General features: G+C 66.5%; 13 protein-coding genes. 11 read left to right on the top strand and 2 right to left on the bottom strand.

Going from position 1 to position 16,369, the window contains the following annotated elements; translation table 11 throughout:
* Positions 1–208 precede the first annotated feature (208 nt).
* The 9 genes from AC07PV_RS03735 (at position 209) to AC07PV_RS03695 (ending at position 12,456) form a co-directional block, all read left to right on the top strand.
* A complete protein-coding gene (locus tag AC07PV_RS03735) occupies positions 209–667 on the top strand; it encodes an Lrp/AsnC family transcriptional regulator (RefSeq protein WP_218338721.1) in 459 nt (152 codons plus the stop codon).
* A 300-nt stretch (positions 668–967) separates the two neighbouring features.
* Positions 968–1,906, top strand: a complete 939-nt coding sequence (locus tag AC07PV_RS03730; protein WP_255590818.1) for a LysR family transcriptional regulator — start codon at positions 968–970, stop codon at positions 1,904–1,906.
* A 335-nt stretch (positions 1,907–2,241) separates the two neighbouring features.
* Positions 2,242–3,042, top strand: coding sequence for a putative hydro-lyase (locus AC07PV_RS03725; RefSeq protein WP_255594713.1), 801 nt, complete (start codon positions 2,242–2,244; stop codon positions 3,040–3,042).
* A gap of 15 nt (positions 3,043–3,057) precedes the next feature.
* Positions 3,058–4,026 carry a TRAP transporter substrate-binding protein gene (locus AC07PV_RS03720; protein ID WP_494629433.1) on the top strand — a complete coding sequence of 323 codons (969 nt, stop codon included), beginning with the start codon at positions 3,058–3,060 and terminating at the stop codon, positions 4,024–4,026.
* Positions 4,027–4,093: 67 nt separating this feature from the next.
* Positions 4,094–4,642: a TRAP transporter small permease subunit gene (locus tag AC07PV_RS03715; RefSeq protein ID WP_492809073.1), complete on the top strand. Its 549-nt coding sequence runs from the start codon at positions 4,094–4,096 to the stop codon at positions 4,640–4,642.
* Positions 4,643–4,653: 11 nt separating this feature from the next.
* Positions 4,654–5,964, top strand: coding sequence for a TRAP transporter large permease (locus AC07PV_RS03710; RefSeq protein WP_494629431.1), 1,311 nt, complete (start codon positions 4,654–4,656; stop codon positions 5,962–5,964).
* Positions 5,965–6,046: 82 nt separating this feature from the next.
* Positions 6,047–7,009, top strand: coding sequence for a TRAP transporter substrate-binding protein (locus AC07PV_RS03705; protein ID WP_218295214.1), 963 nt, complete (start codon positions 6,047–6,049; stop codon positions 7,007–7,009).
* A gap of 18 nt (positions 7,010–7,027) precedes the next feature.
* The gene (locus AC07PV_RS03700; protein ID WP_494629429.1) at positions 7,028–10,690 is read left to right on the top strand and encodes a hydantoinase B/oxoprolinase family protein; all 3,663 of its coding nucleotides are present in this window, start codon (positions 7,028–7,030) and stop codon (positions 10,688–10,690) included.
* A gap of 101 nt (positions 10,691–10,791) precedes the next feature.
* A complete protein-coding gene (locus AC07PV_RS03695; protein ID WP_494629427.1) occupies positions 10,792–12,456 on the top strand; it encodes a methyl-accepting chemotaxis protein in 1,665 nt (554 codons plus the stop codon).
* Positions 12,457–12,527: 71 nt separating this feature from the next.
* Here AC07PV_RS03695 and AC07PV_RS03690 read toward each other — a convergent pair whose 3' ends face one another.
* Positions 12,528–14,228, bottom strand: a complete 1,701-nt coding sequence (locus AC07PV_RS03690; RefSeq protein ID WP_218295211.1) for an electron transfer flavoprotein-ubiquinone oxidoreductase — start codon at positions 14,226–14,228, stop codon at positions 12,528–12,530.
* A gap of 140 nt (positions 14,229–14,368) precedes the next feature.
* Between AC07PV_RS03690 and AC07PV_RS03685 the strand changes: the two genes are divergently transcribed.
* Both AC07PV_RS03685 and AC07PV_RS03680 read left to right on the top strand, forming a co-directional pair.
* Positions 14,369–15,151 carry an SDR family oxidoreductase gene (locus tag AC07PV_RS03685; protein ID WP_218295210.1) on the top strand — a complete coding sequence of 261 codons (783 nt, stop codon included), beginning with the start codon at positions 14,369–14,371 and terminating at the stop codon, positions 15,149–15,151.
* 143 nt (positions 15,152–15,294) lie between these two features.
* Positions 15,295–15,714, top strand: coding sequence for an acyl-CoA thioesterase (locus AC07PV_RS03680; RefSeq protein WP_218295209.1), 420 nt, complete (start codon positions 15,295–15,297; stop codon positions 15,712–15,714).
* Between the two features lie 18 nt (positions 15,715–15,732).
* Here the strand turns inward: AC07PV_RS03680 and AC07PV_RS03675 are convergent, their stop codons facing one another.
* Positions 15,733–16,347 (bottom strand): hypothetical protein, encoded by a 615-nt coding sequence (locus tag AC07PV_RS03675; protein ID WP_494629425.1) that lies wholly within the window; start codon positions 16,345–16,347, stop codon positions 15,733–15,735.
* Positions 16,348–16,369 lie beyond the last annotated feature (22 nt).

Raw genomic sequence — 16,369 nt, 5'->3', positions numbered from 1 at the left:
GGCCGCGAAGGTAGGTGCTTGCTTGTCAAGCGCCCCGGTCTGGCGGTAACCAGTCCGGGGCCCTGTCAGTTTGTGCGCTCCGGTAAGAGCGCCTTGATGTCCAAAGTATGCGCTGCGAGGCGCAGCAGTTCTTTCCATGTTTCGCTTGAATTTTCAAATTTGCAGAAAAATTTGCTGCATATGGTGATATTCATGAATAATTGTGGCCATGGATCGTCTTGACAGAAAAATTCTCGCTGTGCTTCAGGGAAACGCCCGTGCCAGCCTGCAGGAGATCGGCCAGGCGGTGGGCCTGAGCGCTTCGCCGTGCTGGGGCCGCATCAAGAAGATGGAAGAGGCCGGTGTCATCCAGGGCTACACCGTGCGCATCAACCCGCAGTCGCTGGACCTGGCGGACACGGTGCTCGTGCAGGTCACGCTGGACAGCCATTCGGACAACACGCTTGAAAAGTTTGGCGAAACGCTGGCCAGCATTCCCGAGGTGATCGAGGCGCATCTGGTCTCCGGCGACTATGACTATCTGCTGCGCATCGTGGTCAAGGACACGCGCGACTACGAGCGCCTGCTGCGCGAGAAGCTCTACAAGATCAAGGGCATACGCCACAGCCGCTCGAGCTTCGTGCTGCGCACGCTCAAGAAGGCAGACCTGCCACTGTTTGCGGGCTGATTCGCCTCAGCGTGGCGCTGCAGTGCAGAGGGAGGGGTTCGGACATCGATGGTCCTGATCCGTGTCGTCGATGCACTGCGCTGGCGGCGCGCACGGCGCGCCATGCCCTGGGTCACCAGGCGTTGCGCCGTGGCCTTTTTTTTCCTGCCGGCAAAAAGTGTTGTGGAGTCGGCCGTTGCAGAATGGCGCCGTTTTTGCACCGGACGGCATGACGCCACCCAGCCTGGCGCGCTCCTGCGCACCACGGCGGTGCGCGCGCCCCGTCAGCCATTCGTCAGTGATGCCCTGGGACCCCTCGCCATGAACCTGCGTTTCGTCGAAGCCTTCTACTGGGTGGCCTCCCTCAAAAGTGTCACGCGCGCCGCGGAAAAGCTGTTTCTCACGCAGTCGGCCATGTCCAGCCGCATCGCCGCGCTGGAGGAGGAGCTGGGTGTGTTGCTGCTGGACCGGCGCGACAAGCACTTCAAGCTCACCGTGGCCGGCACACGGTTTCTGACCTACGCCAAGCGCATGCTGGAGCTGCAGCGCCAGCTCAAGACCGAGATGGGATCGGGCGGGCCGCTGGAGGTGTCGATCCGGCTGGGCGCCATCGAATCGGTGCTGCACTCCTGGCTCATTCCATGGGTGGAGCAGCTGCGCAAGGACAACCCCTTGCTGGAGCTCGAGCTCACGGTCGAGTCCACGCCCGTGCTGCTCGATCAGATCCGGCGGGGCTCGCTCGACGTCGTGTTCGCGGCGCTGCCTGCATCGGCCGACGGCATGCGCAGCCAGGCGGTGACGCCCATGGAGATGGTGTTCGTGGGCAACGGCAATATCCACCGCAAGCGCCGCTATGTGCTCGATGATTTTGCCGACACGGACATCCTCACCTTCCAGCGCGGCTCGCAGCCGCACGTGTACCTGCTCGACACCTTTCGCAATGCGCAGGTGGAGCCGCGCCGCGTGCACACGGTGTCGTCCATTTCGGCGATGGTGCAGCTGGTGCAGGGCGGCTTCGGCGTGGCCACGTTGCCGCGCCTGGCGGTGGAACGCATGCTGGCGTTTCCAGACCTGCGCGCCCTGGCGTGCGACACCGTGCTCAAGCCCCTGCCCATCCACGTGAGCTACCGCGAGGATCCTTCCTCGCCCGCGATGGAAGCCATCGTTCGCTCCTCGATCGACTTCATCGAGAACATCCAGCCGGGGCCCAAGGGGCCCACCCGCACTCCCCGCAAAAGAAGCAGCGCCCCGCGGTCCTGAGAGGCACAGGGCACCCGAGCACAGGCGTGCCACTCCACAGCCCAGGGCCATGCATCTGCGGATGCCGCAGTGCCTCGGTGTCGCCATCGCAACCGTCCCCGTGGCGGGCGCTCCACAACACCCTGGGGTTAACCCTGAAGCGGATATCAGGGTAATCCCTTGGCACCAACTTGGTTCCCCTTGCCCCAATGAAGTGCATCGAAAAAATCGATGACCTGAGCAAAATTTTTTGAATTTGCCAGCGCCTGCCACCCCCCAACACAATCCGCCCAACGCCAGACGAATGGCATTTCCCACGACAAGGAAACACGGTGGATTCAGTTCAAGAAAAAGCGCTGGCGGTTTTTGGGTCCGAGGGCATCGACGACCCCGTCCATGTGCGCAGCGTGATCCGGCGAGGCGGCTGGGCATCACACACCAGCGGCCTGGCCCATGGCCGGGTGCAGGGCAACCTGGTGATCCTGCCTGAAGTGCAGGCGGGCGACTTCCTGCGCTTTTGCCAGCGCAACCCCAAGCCCTGCCCGGTGCTGGCGGTGAGCGAGCCCGGCCAGTTCGCGCTGCCCACGCTCGGGGGCGGCATCGACATCCGCAGCGATGTGCCGCAGTACCGCGTCTGGCGCCACGGCGAGCTCACGCAGGAGGTGCCAGACATCGCCGACCTGTGGCGCCCCGACCTCGTGACCTTCATCCTCGGCTGCTCGTTCTCGTTCGAGTCCGCGCTGCAGGAGGCCGGCATCAGCCTGCGCCACATCAACGAAGGCAAGAACGTGGCGATGTACCGCACGAACATTGCCACGCAGCCGGCAGGGCCCTTCGGGGGCGCCATGGTGGTCTCCATGCGGCCCATGCCTGCGGCCGACGTGATCCGTGCGGTGCAGGTCACATCGCGCTTTCCCAACGTGCATGGCGCGCCGGTGCACATCGGCGACCCTGCGCTCATCGGCATTGCGGACATCGCAGAACCCGACTACGGCGACGCCGTGCCGCTGATGCCGGGCGAGATACCTGTCTTCTGGGCCTGCGGCGTCACGCCACAGTCCGCCATCCTGAACGCCCAGCCCGCGTTCTGCATCACCCATTCCCCAGGGTGCATGTTGGTCACCGACCTTCTCAATCACCACCTCGCCAGCTTTTAACCAAGGAGTTTCCCCATGAAGAAAATGATGTTCGGCCTGTGCGCCGCGGCCGCCGCATGCCTGGCCCATGCCGAGACCAGGTGGGACCTGCCCTCGGGCTATGCCGTCAACACCTTCCAGGTGCAGAACCTGCAGCAGTTCGTGCAGGACGTGGGCAAGGCCAGCGGCGGCAAGCTCAAGATCACGGTGCACCCCAACGCATCGCTGTTCAAGGCCAATGAAATCAAGCGCACCGTGCAGTCCGGGCAGGTGGCGATCGGCGAGTTCATCCTTTCCGGCGCTGCCAACGAGGCGGCGGTCTACGGTGTGGACTCCATTCCGTTCCTTGCCACGAGCTATGCGGACTCCAAGCGCCTGGACCAGTCCTCGCGCCCGCTGCTGGTCAAGACGCTGGGGGCACAGGGCATGAAGCTGCTCTACACCGTGCCATGGCCGGCGCAGAGCCTGTATTCGGTGAAGCCTGTCACGGCCCTCAAGGACCTCAAGGGCACCAAGATGCGGGCCTACAACCCGGCCACGTCGGTCATCGCCAACCTCATCGGCGCGCAGCCGGTGACGATCCAGCTGGCCGAGCTGTCGGCGGCGCTGGCCACGGGCACCGTGGACAACTTTCTCACCTCCAGCGCCAGCGGCGTGGACAGCAAGCTCTACGAAAGCGTGAAGTACTTCTACGGCGTGGCGGCCTGGCTGCCGCGCAATGCCGTGGTGGTGAACCAGAAGGCCTTCGACAGCCTGGACAAGGCCACGCAGGACGCGGTGCTGGCGCAGGCCGCGATTGCCGAGCAGCGCGGCTGGGCGCTGAGCGAGCAAAAGGACCAGGAGTACCTCAAGGAACTGGCCGCCAAGGGCATGCAGGTGGACGTGAGCGCCGAGAACCTCAAGAAGGAGCTCAAGACCGTGGGTGAGCGCATGACGGCCGACTGGATCAAGACCGCGGGCGATGACGGCAAGGCTGTCATCGATGCCTACAACGGCAAGAAGTGAGCAGGCCGCCATGTCCCTCATGCCTCCTACATCGGCCATTGCGGGCGATGCGCCCCCGGCCCTGGCCATGCCGCCGCACGTGCTGCGGCGCGCGCTGGACGGCGCGTACCTGGCCGCCGGCGCCGTCGGGGCTGCCTGCATCGCCATCATCTGCGTGCTGATGGTGGTCCAGTCGCTCGGGCGCCAGTTCGGCTTTCCGACCGGCGCCATCAACGACGTGGTGGCCTGGCTGTGTGCCGCAGCGGCCTTCCTGACCATGGCCCATGCCTTCAAGCACGGCGATTTCGTGCGCGTGACGCTGGTGCTGGAGAAGCTGTCTCCCGCCACGCGCCGCAAGTACGAGGTGGCCTGCCTGACCGTCGCGGCCGTGGCCATCGGCTACCTCACCTGGTGGGCCTGTGTCTTCACCTACGAAAGCTGGCAGTTCAAGGAACTGGCCCAGGGCCTGTGGGCGATTCCCATCTGGATCCCGCAGATGAGCTTTGCGCTGGGCTCCGTGCTCTTTCTCGTCGCCGTGGTCGATGAGTGGTGGATCGTGGTGCAGGGCGGCGTGCCTACCTTTGTGCGGCTGGTGGAAGAGCGCCACGCCAAGGGCGACTTTTCTTCGGATCTTTAAGGAGCATCCCCATGGACATTCTTTCCATCGGCGCCTTCCTGCTGCTGCTCATGCTGCTCATGCTGTCCGGCGGTGTCTGGATCGCCATGACGCTGGCCATCTGCGGCTGGGTCGGCCAGGCCTTCTTCACCAGCAGCCAGCCCGGGCTGAACCTCTTTTCGGCCTTCTGGGAGAGCAACGCGAGCTGGGAGCTGGCGGCGCTTCCCCTGTTCATCTGGATGGGGGAGATCCTGTTTCGCACCCGGCTGAGCGAGGACATGTTCAGCGGCCTCGCCCCCTGGCTGAGCCGTGTGCCCGGCCGGCTGTTCCACACCACCATCCTGGGCTGCGGCATCTTCGGCTCGGTGTCGGGTTCGTCGGCGGCCACCTGCGCCACCATCGCCAAGGTCTCGCTGCCTGCGCTCAGGAAGCGCGGTTACAACGAGAGCATCGCGATCGGTTCGCTGGCCACGGCAGGCACGCTCGGTATCCTGATTCCGCCGTCCATCACCATGGTGGTGTACGCCGTGGCGGCCGATGCCTCCATCATCCGCATCTTCCTGGCGGGCTTCTTGCCCGGCTTGCTGCTGATGCTGCTGTTCTCGGGCTACATCGCCTGGTGGTCCGTGCGCAACAAGCAGCTCATGCCTGCCGACGAGCCGCCCACCACCTTCCGCGAAAAGCTGTATCTGTCGCGCAACCTGATTCCCTGTGCGCTGCTGATCGTGTTCATCTGCTGGTCCCTGGTGGCCGGCTGGGCGACGGCCACCGAGTGCGCGGCCTACGGTGTGGTGGGTGCCCTGGCACTGGCCGCATGGTGCAGGGCGCTGACCTGGCAGAACTTCAAGGAAGGCCTGGCGGGCTCGGCGCGCACCAGCTGCATGATCATGTTCATCCTGGCGGGCGCCGCGTTCCTCACCAAGACCATGGCCTTTACCGGCATACCGCGCGAGCTGGCCGAATGGGTCGATTCGATGCACCTGTCGCCCTACGCGCTGATCGCCTGCCTGGTGGGCGTGTACCTGGTGCTGGGCACCGCGCTCGACGGCATCAGCATGATCGTGCTGACCGCTGCGGTCGTGATGCCCATGGTCGAGAAGGCCGGGTTCGATCTCATCTGGTTCGGCATCTTCGTGATCCTGCTGGTCGAGATCGCCGAGGTCACGCCGCCCGTCGGTTTCAACCTCTTCGTGCTGCAGAACATGACCGGCAAGGACAGCAACCTGATCGCCAAGGCGGCCATACCGTTCTTCCTGTGCCTGGTGGTGTGCATCGGCCTGATCACGGTCTTCCCGCAGATCGTCACCATCGTCCCTGACCTCGTGATGGGCCAGCCGAAGTAGCAACCGCGGCCTGCGTCGGCCCGTTTTCCCCTGTGTCTGCCGGCCCCCGCGCCGGCCCCTCATCCCCCAACAGGAGCTTGCCATGAAGATGGTCTTGCTGGCCGCGCTCGCCGTGGCCCCGGCGCTGCACGCCCAGACACAGTGGAAGCTGGCCACCGGCTACCGGGTGGAGTCGTTCCACACGCGCAACATCGTCCAGTTTGCGCAGGATGTGGAGCGCGCATCCTCAGGCGCCCTGCGCATCGAGGTGCACGCCAACAACACGCTGGCCAGGCTGGCGGACATTCCGGCCGCAGTGCAGGGCGGCAAGGCCCAGGCGGGCGAGACCATCATGACCAGCCTGGTGGCAGACATGCCCATCGCCGGGGCCGATGCCGTGCCCTTCGTGGTGCACAGCTATGCCGATGCGCGCCGCCTGTGGGACCTGCAGCGGCCTTTGATCGACACGCACCTTGCGGCCAAGGGCATCAAGGCGCTGTACGCCGTGCCCTGGCCGCCGCAGGGGCTCCTGAGCGTTGCACCCGTGCGCTCATCGGCCGATTTCAAGGGCACCCGCATGCGCACGTACAACCCCGCCACGGTGCGCATCGCGCAAATGCTGGGCGCCACGCCGGTGGATGTGCCCATGGTCGACGTCAACAAGGCGCTGTCGGCGGGCAAGCTCGACTCCATGATCACCTCGGCCCTGACCGGGGTGGAAAACCAGGTCTGGGGCCAGATCCGGCAGTACTACGGCATCAACGCCTGGTTTCCCAAGAACATCGTTTTTGTCAACCAGCAGGCCTTCGATGCGCTGCCCGCCAGCGTGCGCGAGGCGGTGGTCCAGGCCGCCGCGCAGGCCGAGGCGCGCGGCTGGGCTCTGAGCGCGGCGGTGGCCGAAGAGTCGGTGGCCGAACTTCAGCGCAGGGGCATCAAGGTGGACCGCGCCCCTGCCGAGTTGGACTCCGAACTCCGGCGCCTGGGAGAACGCTTCTCCCGCGAGTGGGTGCAGTCCGTCGGCAATGAGGCCAACAAGATTTTCATTCCGTACTACTTTCAACGTTAACCAGTGAGTCTCATCACCATGCAAGTTCCCTCTACAGTGACCACCGCACCGGCTGGCAACCGCTGGCAGTTCTGGATCGACCGGGGCGGCACTTTCACCGACATCGTGGCCAAGCGGCCCGATGGGTCGCTCACCACCCACAAGCTGCTGTCCGAAAATCCCGAGCAGTACAAGGACGCGGCGGTGGCGGGCATACGGCACTTGCTGGGGCTGAAACCCGGCGAGCCGGTCACGCCAGCGCAAGTGGAGTGCGTGAAGATGGGCACCACGGTGGCCACCAACGCGCTGCTGGAGCGCAAGGGCGAGCCCACGCTGCTGGTCACCACGCGCGGCTTTCGCGACGCGCTGCGCATCGCGTACCAGAACCGCCCACGCCTCTTCGACCGCCACATCCAGCTGCCCGAGCTGCTGTACAGCGACGTGATCGAGGCCCGCGAGCGCATGGGCGCCCGGGGGGACGTGCTGCAGCTGCTGGATGAAGCCACGCTCCGGGGCGACCTGCTGGCCGCCTATGGGCGCGGCCTGCGCAGCGTGGCCATCGTGTTCATGCACGGCTACCGCTACGCGCAGCACGAAAAGGCGGCGCAGCGCATCGCCCTGTCGGTGGGGTTCACGCAGATCAGCACATCGCATGAAACCAGCCCCATGATGAAGTTCGTGAGCCGGGGCGACACCACGGTGGTGGATGCATACCTCTCGCCCATCCTGCGCCGCTACGTGGACCAGGTGGCCAGCGAGATGCCAGGGGTCAAGCTGTTCTTCATGCAGTCGTCGGGCGGCCTGACCGATGCGGGCACCTTCCAGGGCAAGGACGCGATCCTGTCCGGCCCGGCGGGCGGCATCGTGGGCATGGCGCGCACGGCGGGCCTGGCGGGGCACGAGAAGGTCATCGGCTTCGACATGGGCGGCACGTCCACCGACGTGAGCCACTACGCCGGTGCGTTCGAGCGCGAGTTCGAGACTCATGTGGCGGGTGTACGCATGCGCGCGCCCATGATGAGCATCCACACGGTGGCGGCCGGCGGCGGCTCGGTGCTGGCGTACGACGGCTCGCGGTTCCGCGTGGGCCCGGAGAGCGCGGGTGCCAACCCCGGCCCCGTCAGCTACCGCCGGGGTGGCCCGCTGGCCGTGACGGACGCGAACGTGATGGTCGGCAAGGTGCAGCCACGCTACTTCCCCAGCGTGTTCGGCCCGGCCGCCAATGAGACGCTGGACGCCGACGCGGTGCGCGAACGTTTTCAGGACATCGCCACGCAGACCCGGCGCAAGCCCGAGGAAGTGGCCGAAGGCTTCATCCAGATCGCCGTGCAGCAGATGGCCAACGCGATCAAGAAGATCAGCGTGGCGCGCGGCTACGACGTCACGCGCTACACGCTGCAATGCTTTGGCGGCGCGGGCGGCCAGCATGCTTGTTTGGTGGCCGATGCCCTGGGCATGACGCGGGTGTTCGTGCACCCGCTGGCCGGGGTGCTCAGCGCCTACGGCATGGGCCTGGCGGACCAGAACGTGATCCGCGAGCAGGCGGTGGAGATGCCGCTGGCCGCCGAGGTGCTGCCTCTGATCGCCGAGCGCCTGGACGCGCTGGGCTCTGCCGCCCAGGCCGAGCTGGAGCGCCAGCAGGTCAGCGCCAACCCCGTGCAGGTGCGCCACAACGTGCATGTGCGCTACGAGGGCACCGACTCGGCGCTGGTCGTGCCCTTCGGCGACATGGCGGCCATCCAGTCCGCCTTCGAAGCGGCGTACCGCCAGCGCTTTGCCTTCCTGATGGTGGGCAAGGGCCTGGTGGTGGAAGCCGTGTCGGTCGAGGCGGTGATCGCCGGCGATGCGCCCGCAGAGCCGCGCCTGCCGGTGCACGCCCACCGCAAGCACCCGCTGCGCGAGACGGTGAAGATGTATTCGGGCAGCGAGTGGCACGACGCAGCCCTGGTGGTGCGCGAGGACCTGCGCCCCGGCGACGTGGTCCCCGGCCCCGCCATCATTGCCGAGAAGAACACCACCACCGTGGTGGAGCCGGGCTGGTCGGCGCGCCTGACCGACCTGGACCATCTGGTGCTGGACCGCGTGACCGCGCGCAAGGTGCAGTACGCCGCCGGCACCACGGTGGACCCGGTGCTGCTGGAGGTGTTCAACAACCTGTTCATGAACATCGCCGAGCAGATGGGCCTGCAGCTGCAGAACACCGCGTACTCGGTGAACATCAAGGAGCGGCTGGACTTCAGCTGCGCGCTGTTCGATGCCACCGGCAACCTGATCGCCAACGCGCCGCACATGCCGGTGCACCTGGGTTCGATGGGCGAGAGCATCAAGACGGTGATCCGCGAGAACACCGGCAAGATGCACCCCGGCGATGTGTTCATGCTCAACGACCCCTACCATGGCGGCACCCATCTGCCCGATGTGACGGTGATCACGCCGGTGTACGTGGCCGAAGGCGCGGAGCCCACGTTCTACGTCGGCAGCCGGGGCCACCATGCGGACATCGGCGGCACCACGCCGGGCTCCATGCCGCCGTTTTCCACGCGCATCGACGAAGAGGGCGTGCAGATCAACAACGTGAAGCTGGTGGACCGCGGCATCTTCCTGGAAGAGGAGGTGCGCACCCTGCTGGCCACGGGCGGCGGCACCACGGCGTACCCGAGCCGCAACCCAGAGCAGAACCTGGCCGACCTGCGCGCGCAGATCGCGGCCAACGAAAAGGGCGTGCAGGAGCTCGCGAAGATGGTGGAGCAGTTCGGCCTTCCCGTCGTGCAGGCCTACATGCGCCATGTGCAGGACAACGCCGAAGAATCGGTGCGCCGCGTGATCACGCAGCTCAAGGACGGGCAATTCACCCTGCCACTCGACAACGGCGCGCAGATCAGCGTATCGGTCAAGGTCAACGTGGCCGAGCGCAGCGCGGTGATCGACTTCGCGGGCACCAGCGCGCAGCAGACCAACAACTTCAACGCGCCGCGTGCAGTGTGCATGGCCGCGGTGCTGTACGTGTTCCGCACGCTGGTGGACGACGACATTCCGCTCAACGCCGGGTGCTTGAAGCCCTTGCAGGTCCTCATCCCGCAGGGCTCCATGCTCAACCCCAACCCGCCGGCCTCGGTGGTGGCGGGCAATGTGGAGACCTCCACCTGCATCACCAATGCGCTGTTCGGCGCCTTGGGCGTGATGGCGGGCAGCCAGCCCACCATGAACAACTTCACCTTTGGCAACGCGCAGTACCAGTACTACGAAACCATCGCCGGCGGCAGCGGCGCGGGCGCGGTGTTCGATGCCTCGGGCCGCACGGTGCGCGGGTTCGACGGCACCAGCGTGGTCCAGACCCACATGACCAACTCGCGCCTGACCGACCCCGAGGTGCTGGAGTTCCGCTTCCCGGTGGTGCTCGACAGCTACGAGATCCAGCGCGGGTCCGGCGGCGCCGGGCGCTGGGCCGGCGGCGATGGCGGCGTGCGGCGCGTGCGCTTTCTGCAGGCCATGACCGCCAGCATCCTGTCCAACGGCCGGCTCAATCCCGCCTTTGGCATGGCAGGCGGCCAGCCGGGCCGCGCCGGGTCCAACCGGGTGCTGCGCGCCAATGGTCAGGTTGAGGAACTGGGCCACATCGGCGCCGCGCTCATGGAGCCGGGCGATGTGTTCGAGATCTCCACGCCCGGCGGCGGCGGCTATGGGGAATGTGCGGCGCATTGAGCCGGGGCAGGAGCGCCGCGGCCAGGGGCAGGCACGGCGCTTGCGTTCCTGCACGCCAGCCGCCCCCGTGGGGCGCATGTTGAACCAGGGAAGGGATTTTCATGAGCTCTCTGCCTGCCACCACCGCGTCGGCATTGCCCGCCCAGGCAAGGGCTTCGCCACGGGCCCAGGCGTCGGCGCGCACCGCCGGCGGCGGCGGCACCGCGGCGCCCCCCCGGCGGCGCAACCTGAGCGTGGGCCAGAAGCTCGCCACCAGCTTTGGCCTGCTGGGCTGCGCGGTGGCCCTGCTGGGTGCGATGACCTGGATGACAGGCGAGGGCACCCGCCGCCAGGCCGCTCTGCTTGCGGGTGAGCAGCTGCCGATCGAGCGCTCGGTGCGCGACTGGAAGACGCAGTCCGTCACCATCGGCCAGATCGCGCTGCGCGCCACGGTGTCGTCCGACGTTTTCCCCCTGGTGGCCGAGCTGCGCAAGCAGCTGGCGGATGAAGACGCCATGCGCGGGCGCATCGAGGCGGCGCTGGCCGGTGCTTCCACCGCCGAGCACACCAAGCCCCTGTGGGCGGCGGCCCAGGCGCAGCGCCAGCAGTACGCGGCACTGCGCGACACGCTGGTGCAGAACGCCCTGGAGTCCAAGGTGATCAGCCAGAAGGAGCTGCAGGACCATGCCGCAGCGCTCACGCGCTACCTGCAGGCGATCGACCTGTTGCTCGATGCGTCGGAGCAGTCATCGCTGGCGGCGGCCGACACCATGGTCGCCGACGCATTGCGCGCGCAATGGATCAGCGCCATCGCCGTGCTGGTGGTGGTGGGCCTGTCGGGGTTGTGCGGGTGGCTGCTGCGGCGCTCCATCGTGCTGCCGCTGCGCCAGGCGTGCGAGGCCGCCGCGCAGGTGGCGAACGGCGATCTCACGGTGCACCTGGAGACCCGCCGCACGGACGAGATCGGGCAGTTGCTCACCGCGCTCAATGCCATGGTCGAGTCCTTGCACTATGTGGTGACCGAGGTGCGCGATGCGGGCGATTCCATCCACGTGGCCAGCTCCGAGGTGGCGGCGGGCAACACCGACCTGAGCGCGCGCACCGAGCATGCGGCCAGCAGCCTGCAGCAGACAGCGGCGAGCATTGCCCAGCTGGCGCAGATGGTGGCGGCCAATGCCGACAGCACCGGCCAGGCCCATGCGCTGGCGCGCAATGCCAAGGGGGTGGCCAGCAAAGGTGGCGAGGTGGTCGGCCAGGTGGTCACGACGATGGAAGAGATCAATGCCAGCAGCCAGAAGATCGCCGACATCGTGGGCATCATCGACGGCATCGCGTTCCAGACCAACATCCTGGCGTTGAACGCGGCGGTGGAGGCGGCCCGTGCCGGTGAGCAGGGCCGCGGATTCGCCGTGGTGGCCAGCGAGGTGCGGGGCCTGGCCGGGCGCAGCGCCAACGCGGCGCGCGAGATCAAGGCGCTGATCGCCGACAGCGTGGACAAGGTGAGCGACGGCGCGAGGCTAGTGGTGACCGCGGGCTCCACCATGGACGACATCGTCCGCAGCGTGGAGCGCGTGACCGCGCTGATGTCCGAGATCAACGAGGCCAGCACCGAACAGAGCACGCAGATCGGCCAGGTGAGCCAGGCGGTGGACCAGCTCGACCACATGACGCAGCAGAACGCCGCGCTGGTGGAAGAGGGCGCGGCGGCCGCGCAGAGCCTCCAGGACCAGGCGCACCGGCTGGCGCAGGCCATGGGGCAGTTCCAGCTCGTCCGTGCAGCGGTTTGATTTTGGAAAATCCAATAAATAAGGGCCTGCAGCGCAGGCCCATCAAGCGCAAGGCGCTATGATTTTTATAGTTACATGCCCGAGTAGTTGGGGCCGCCGCCGCCCTCGGGCGTGACCCACACGATGTTCTGCGTCGGGTCCTTGATGTCGCAGGTCTTGCAGTGCACGCAGTTCTGCGCGTTGATCTGCAGGCGCTGCGCATCGCCGCCCTTGGCGGTGTCGGGCACGAATTCGTACACACCCGCCGGGCAGTAGCGGGCCTCGGGGCCGGCGTACTTGGCCAGGTTGATGTTGACCGGCACGCTCGCATCCTTGAGCGTCAGGTGGGCGGGCTGGTTTTCTTCGTGGTTGGTGTTGCTGATGAAGACGCTGGAGAGGCGATCGAAGGTCAGCTTGCCGTCGGGCTTGGGGTAGACGATGGGCTTGCACTCGGCCGCGGGCTTCAAGTAGGCATGGTCGGGCTTGTCGCGGTGCAGCGTCCAGGGGATGTGGCCGCGCAGTACGAACTGCTCGAAACCGTTCATCAGCGTGGCTGTGGTCAGGCCGTACTTGAACCAGTTCTTGAAGTTGCGGTCCTTGTTCAGCTCGGTGTAGAGCCAGCTGGCCTCGAATGCCTCGGGGTAGGCCTTGAGTTCGTCGTGCTGGCGGCCGGCCACGATGGCGTCGTAGGCAGCCTCCGCGGCCAGCATGCCGGTCTTGATGGCGGCGTGGCTGCCCTTGATTCGGCCCACGTTCAGGTAGCCCGCGTTGCAGCCCACGAGCGCGCCGCCCGGGAAGATGGTCTTGGGCAGGGCGTTGATGCCGCTGGCGTTGATGGCGCGCGCGCCATACGACAGGCGCTTGGCGGTGATCTCGCCCTTGTCGTTCTCGAAGTAGTAGCGGACGTTCGGGTGCGTCTTCCAGCGCTGGAATTCCTCGAACGGGCTGAGGTAGGGGTTCTGGTAGCCCAGGCCGGTCACGAAACCGAGCGCGACCTTGTTGTCGTCCAGGTGGTACAGGAACGCGCCGCCATAGGTGTCGTTCTCCATGGGCCAGCCGGCGGTGTGCATCACGAAGCCGGGCTGGTGCTTCTTGGGGTCGATCTCCCACAGCTCCTTCACGCCGATGCCGAAGCTTTGCGGGTCGCGGTCTGCGTCCAGCTTGTAGCGCGCGATCAGCTGGCGGCCCAGGTGGCCGCGTGCGCCTTCGGCGAACACGGTGTACTTGCCCAGCAGTTCCATGCCCAGCTGGAAGTTCTCGGTGGGCTCGCCGTCCTTGCCGACACCCATGTTGCCGGTGGCCACGCCCTTGACGGAACCGTTGTCGTTGTAGAGCACCTCGGCGGCCGCGAAGCCGGGGAAGATCTCCACGCCCAGCGCCTCGGCCTGCTCGGCCATCCACTTGGTCACGTCGCCCAGGCGAACGATGTAGTTACCGTGGTTCTGCGCGAACGGCGGCAGGAAGACGTTGGGGACACGAAAGCCCGACTTTTCCGACAGGAAGATGTAGGCGTCATCGGTCACCGGCTGGTTCAGCGGGGCGCCGCGCTTTTTCCAGTCGGGAATCAGCTCGGAGAGCGCCTTGGGGTCCATGATGGCGCCCGAGAGGATGTGCGCGCCGGGCTCGGAGCCTTTTTCCAGCACCACCACCGAGACATCCTGGCCTTTTTCAGCGGCCAGCTGCTTCAGGCGGATCGCGGTGGCCAGGCCGCCGGGGCCGCCGCCAACGACCACCACGTCGTATTCCATCGATTCACGGGGACCATACTGGGCGATGATTTCTTCGTTTGTCATGGGCTTCTCGTCGGGCGTTTGATAATGGGCTATTTTCTACAGAGCAGGGTGCAATGCCCTGTCTGGCTGGCGACTGATTGTATTCACGGAATAGAGACAATCGAACGACCGTTCTATTTTGATCAGTGGGGAAACTCTAAATGGCTTACAGCATCGACTTGTCCGGCCGCGTGGCCTTCATCACGGGCGCCTCCAGCGGCCTGGGCGCGCAGTTCGCCCGCACGCTGGCGCGTGCCGGTGCGGGTGTGGTGCTGGCCAGCCGCCGGGTGGAAAAGCTCAAGGAACTGCGCGCGCGCATCGAAGGCGAGGGCGGCGATGCCCATGTGATCGAACTCGACGTGACGGACCATGCCTCGATCAAGTCCGCCGTGGCGCATGCCGAGACGGAGATGGGCTCCATCGACATCCTCGTGAACAACTCGGGCGTGAGCACCACGCAGCGCATCCAGGACGTGACGCCCGAGGACTACGACTTCATCTTCGACACCAACGTGAAGGGTGCGTTCTTCGTCGCGCAGGAGGTGGGCAAGCGCATGCTGGCCCGCTCGCGCGGCGCCGCGCCTGGCAGCTTCACGGGCGGGCGCATCATCAACATCGCCTCGATGGCCGGACTCAAGGTGCTGCCGCAGATCGGCGCCTACTGCATGAGCAAGGCCGCCGTGGTGCAGATGACCAAGGCCATGGCCATGGAGTGGGGCAAGTTCGGCATCAACGTGAACGCGATCTGCCCCGGCTACATCGACACCGAGATCAACCACCACCACTGGAACACCGAGCAGGGCAAGAAGCTCATCGACATGCTGCCCCGCAAGCGCGTGGGCAACGCGCAAGACCTGGACGCGCTGCTGGTGATGCTGGCCAGCGACCAGAGCCATTTCATCAACGGCGCGGTCATTGCGGCGGACGACGGTTTTGCGGTATAGGTTCCCCCTGAGTCGCTGCGCGCCTTCTCCCTGAGGGAGACTCCACCCCGCGGTCTGGCAGGGCCAGTTCCACTGGTGGCACGGGTGTTGGGTGGGGCGCGCCAGCTGCGTAGGCCGTGATCGTGCAAACAACTGAGTCAACGATGAAGATCGAAATCCCTGAGGTCAAGAAACTCGTCCATGAAATGCGCTTTCCCGTGCGCTGGGGCGACATGGACGCCATGGGCCATGTGAACAACACCGTGTATTTCCGCTACCTGGAAACGGCGCGCATCGACTGGATGGTGTCCGTGGGCTGCAACCCCGACCCGCGCGGGCAGGGTCCGGTGATCGTCAACGCCTTCTGCAACTTCTACCGCCAGCTCGAATACCCGGCCGACGTGCTGCTCAAGCTCTATGTGAGCGATCCGGGCCGCACCACGTTCGAGACCTGGGGCACGATGGAGCGGGCGGACCAGCCGGGCGTGGTCTGCGCCGCGGGCGGCGCCACGACGATCTGGGTGGATTTTCCGCAGCAGAAGGCCACGGAACTGCCTGACTGGATGCGGGCGCTGGTCAGCTGAGGCGGACGGCCCGCGGGCTCAATCGGCCGGCAGCGCGATGCAGTGGGCCAGCGGCACGCCGCGCTCCTGCGCTGCGCCCAGCAGCAGCACCCGCCGCAACTCGGGCAGGTAGCGGACCGCGGTCTGTGGTGCGCTGTAGCCATTGGTGTCGGACAGGCTTTCCTGCATGCGCAGCATCCGGCCCGTTGGCCGGTGTTCGATGGCCAGGGTGCGCACGCCCGTATAGAAAGTGCTGTCGATGCGGCCTTCGGTGCCGAAGAAGCCGCCGCCCACGCGGGCCTTGCGGTGCGTGCCCTGGAACGTGGTGGCGATGCGCAGCTGGCCGTCGCGGCTGGTGCAACTGCCCTCGAATGCGGCCGCGCAATCCATGGGCAGCGGGTTCTGCCGCACCATGACGGGCTGCACGGCCGGTGCCTGCAGCGCTGCGACGGGCACCGGTTCCAGGTGGGCGCAGTCCGTGTCAGGCACCACCTTCCATGCCGTGGCGCCGGGGGAGTCCGCGATCTGCAGCCGTGGTATGCCCACGCCCGCGCCCAGGTAGTAGGCCGGTGCCGCGTCCCCGCTGCGGTAGAGCGTGGACGACAGCAGCGGCGACAGCGCGCCGGGGGGCACGGCCAAGGGCAGTGGGTGCACGGCCAGCGTTCCGGCGGGAGGC

The organism is Acidovorax sp. GW821-FHT09A11 (genome assembly GCF_059418365.1).
The sequence above is the reverse complement of the archived record's forward strand: the minus strand, read 5'-3'. Positions and strand labels throughout refer to the sequence as shown.

Bases quoted from the DNA above. Each gene is read 5' to 3' on its own strand.
- AC07PV_RS03735 (WP_218338721.1), top strand. From the start codon at position 209: ATGGATCGTCTTGACAGAAAAATTCTCGCTGTGCTTCAGGGAAACGCC.
- AC07PV_RS03730 (WP_255590818.1), top strand. From the start codon at position 968: ATGAACCTGCGTTTCGTCGAAGCCTTCTACTGGGTGGCCTCCCTCAAA.
- AC07PV_RS03720 (WP_494629433.1), top strand. From the start codon at position 3,058: ATGAAGAAAATGATGTTCGGCCTGTGCGCCGCGGCCGCCGCATGCCTG.
- AC07PV_RS03715 (WP_492809073.1), top strand. From the start codon at position 4,094: ATGCCGCCGCACGTGCTGCGGCGCGCGCTGGACGGCGCGTACCTGGCC.
- AC07PV_RS03710 (WP_494629431.1), top strand. From the start codon at position 4,654: ATGGACATTCTTTCCATCGGCGCCTTCCTGCTGCTGCTCATGCTGCTC.
- AC07PV_RS03705 (WP_218295214.1), top strand. From the start codon at position 6,047: ATGAAGATGGTCTTGCTGGCCGCGCTCGCCGTGGCCCCGGCGCTGCAC.
- AC07PV_RS03700 (WP_494629429.1), top strand. From the start codon at position 7,028: ATGCAAGTTCCCTCTACAGTGACCACCGCACCGGCTGGCAACCGCTGG.
- AC07PV_RS03695 (WP_494629427.1), top strand. From the start codon at position 10,792: ATGAGCTCTCTGCCTGCCACCACCGCGTCGGCATTGCCCGCCCAGGCA.
- AC07PV_RS03690 (WP_218295211.1), bottom strand. From the start codon at position 14,228: ATGACAAACGAAGAAATCATCGCCCAGTATGGTCCCCGTGAATCGATG.
- AC07PV_RS03685 (WP_218295210.1), top strand. From the start codon at position 14,369: ATGGCTTACAGCATCGACTTGTCCGGCCGCGTGGCCTTCATCACGGGC.
- AC07PV_RS03680 (WP_218295209.1), top strand. From the start codon at position 15,295: ATGAAGATCGAAATCCCTGAGGTCAAGAAACTCGTCCATGAAATGCGC.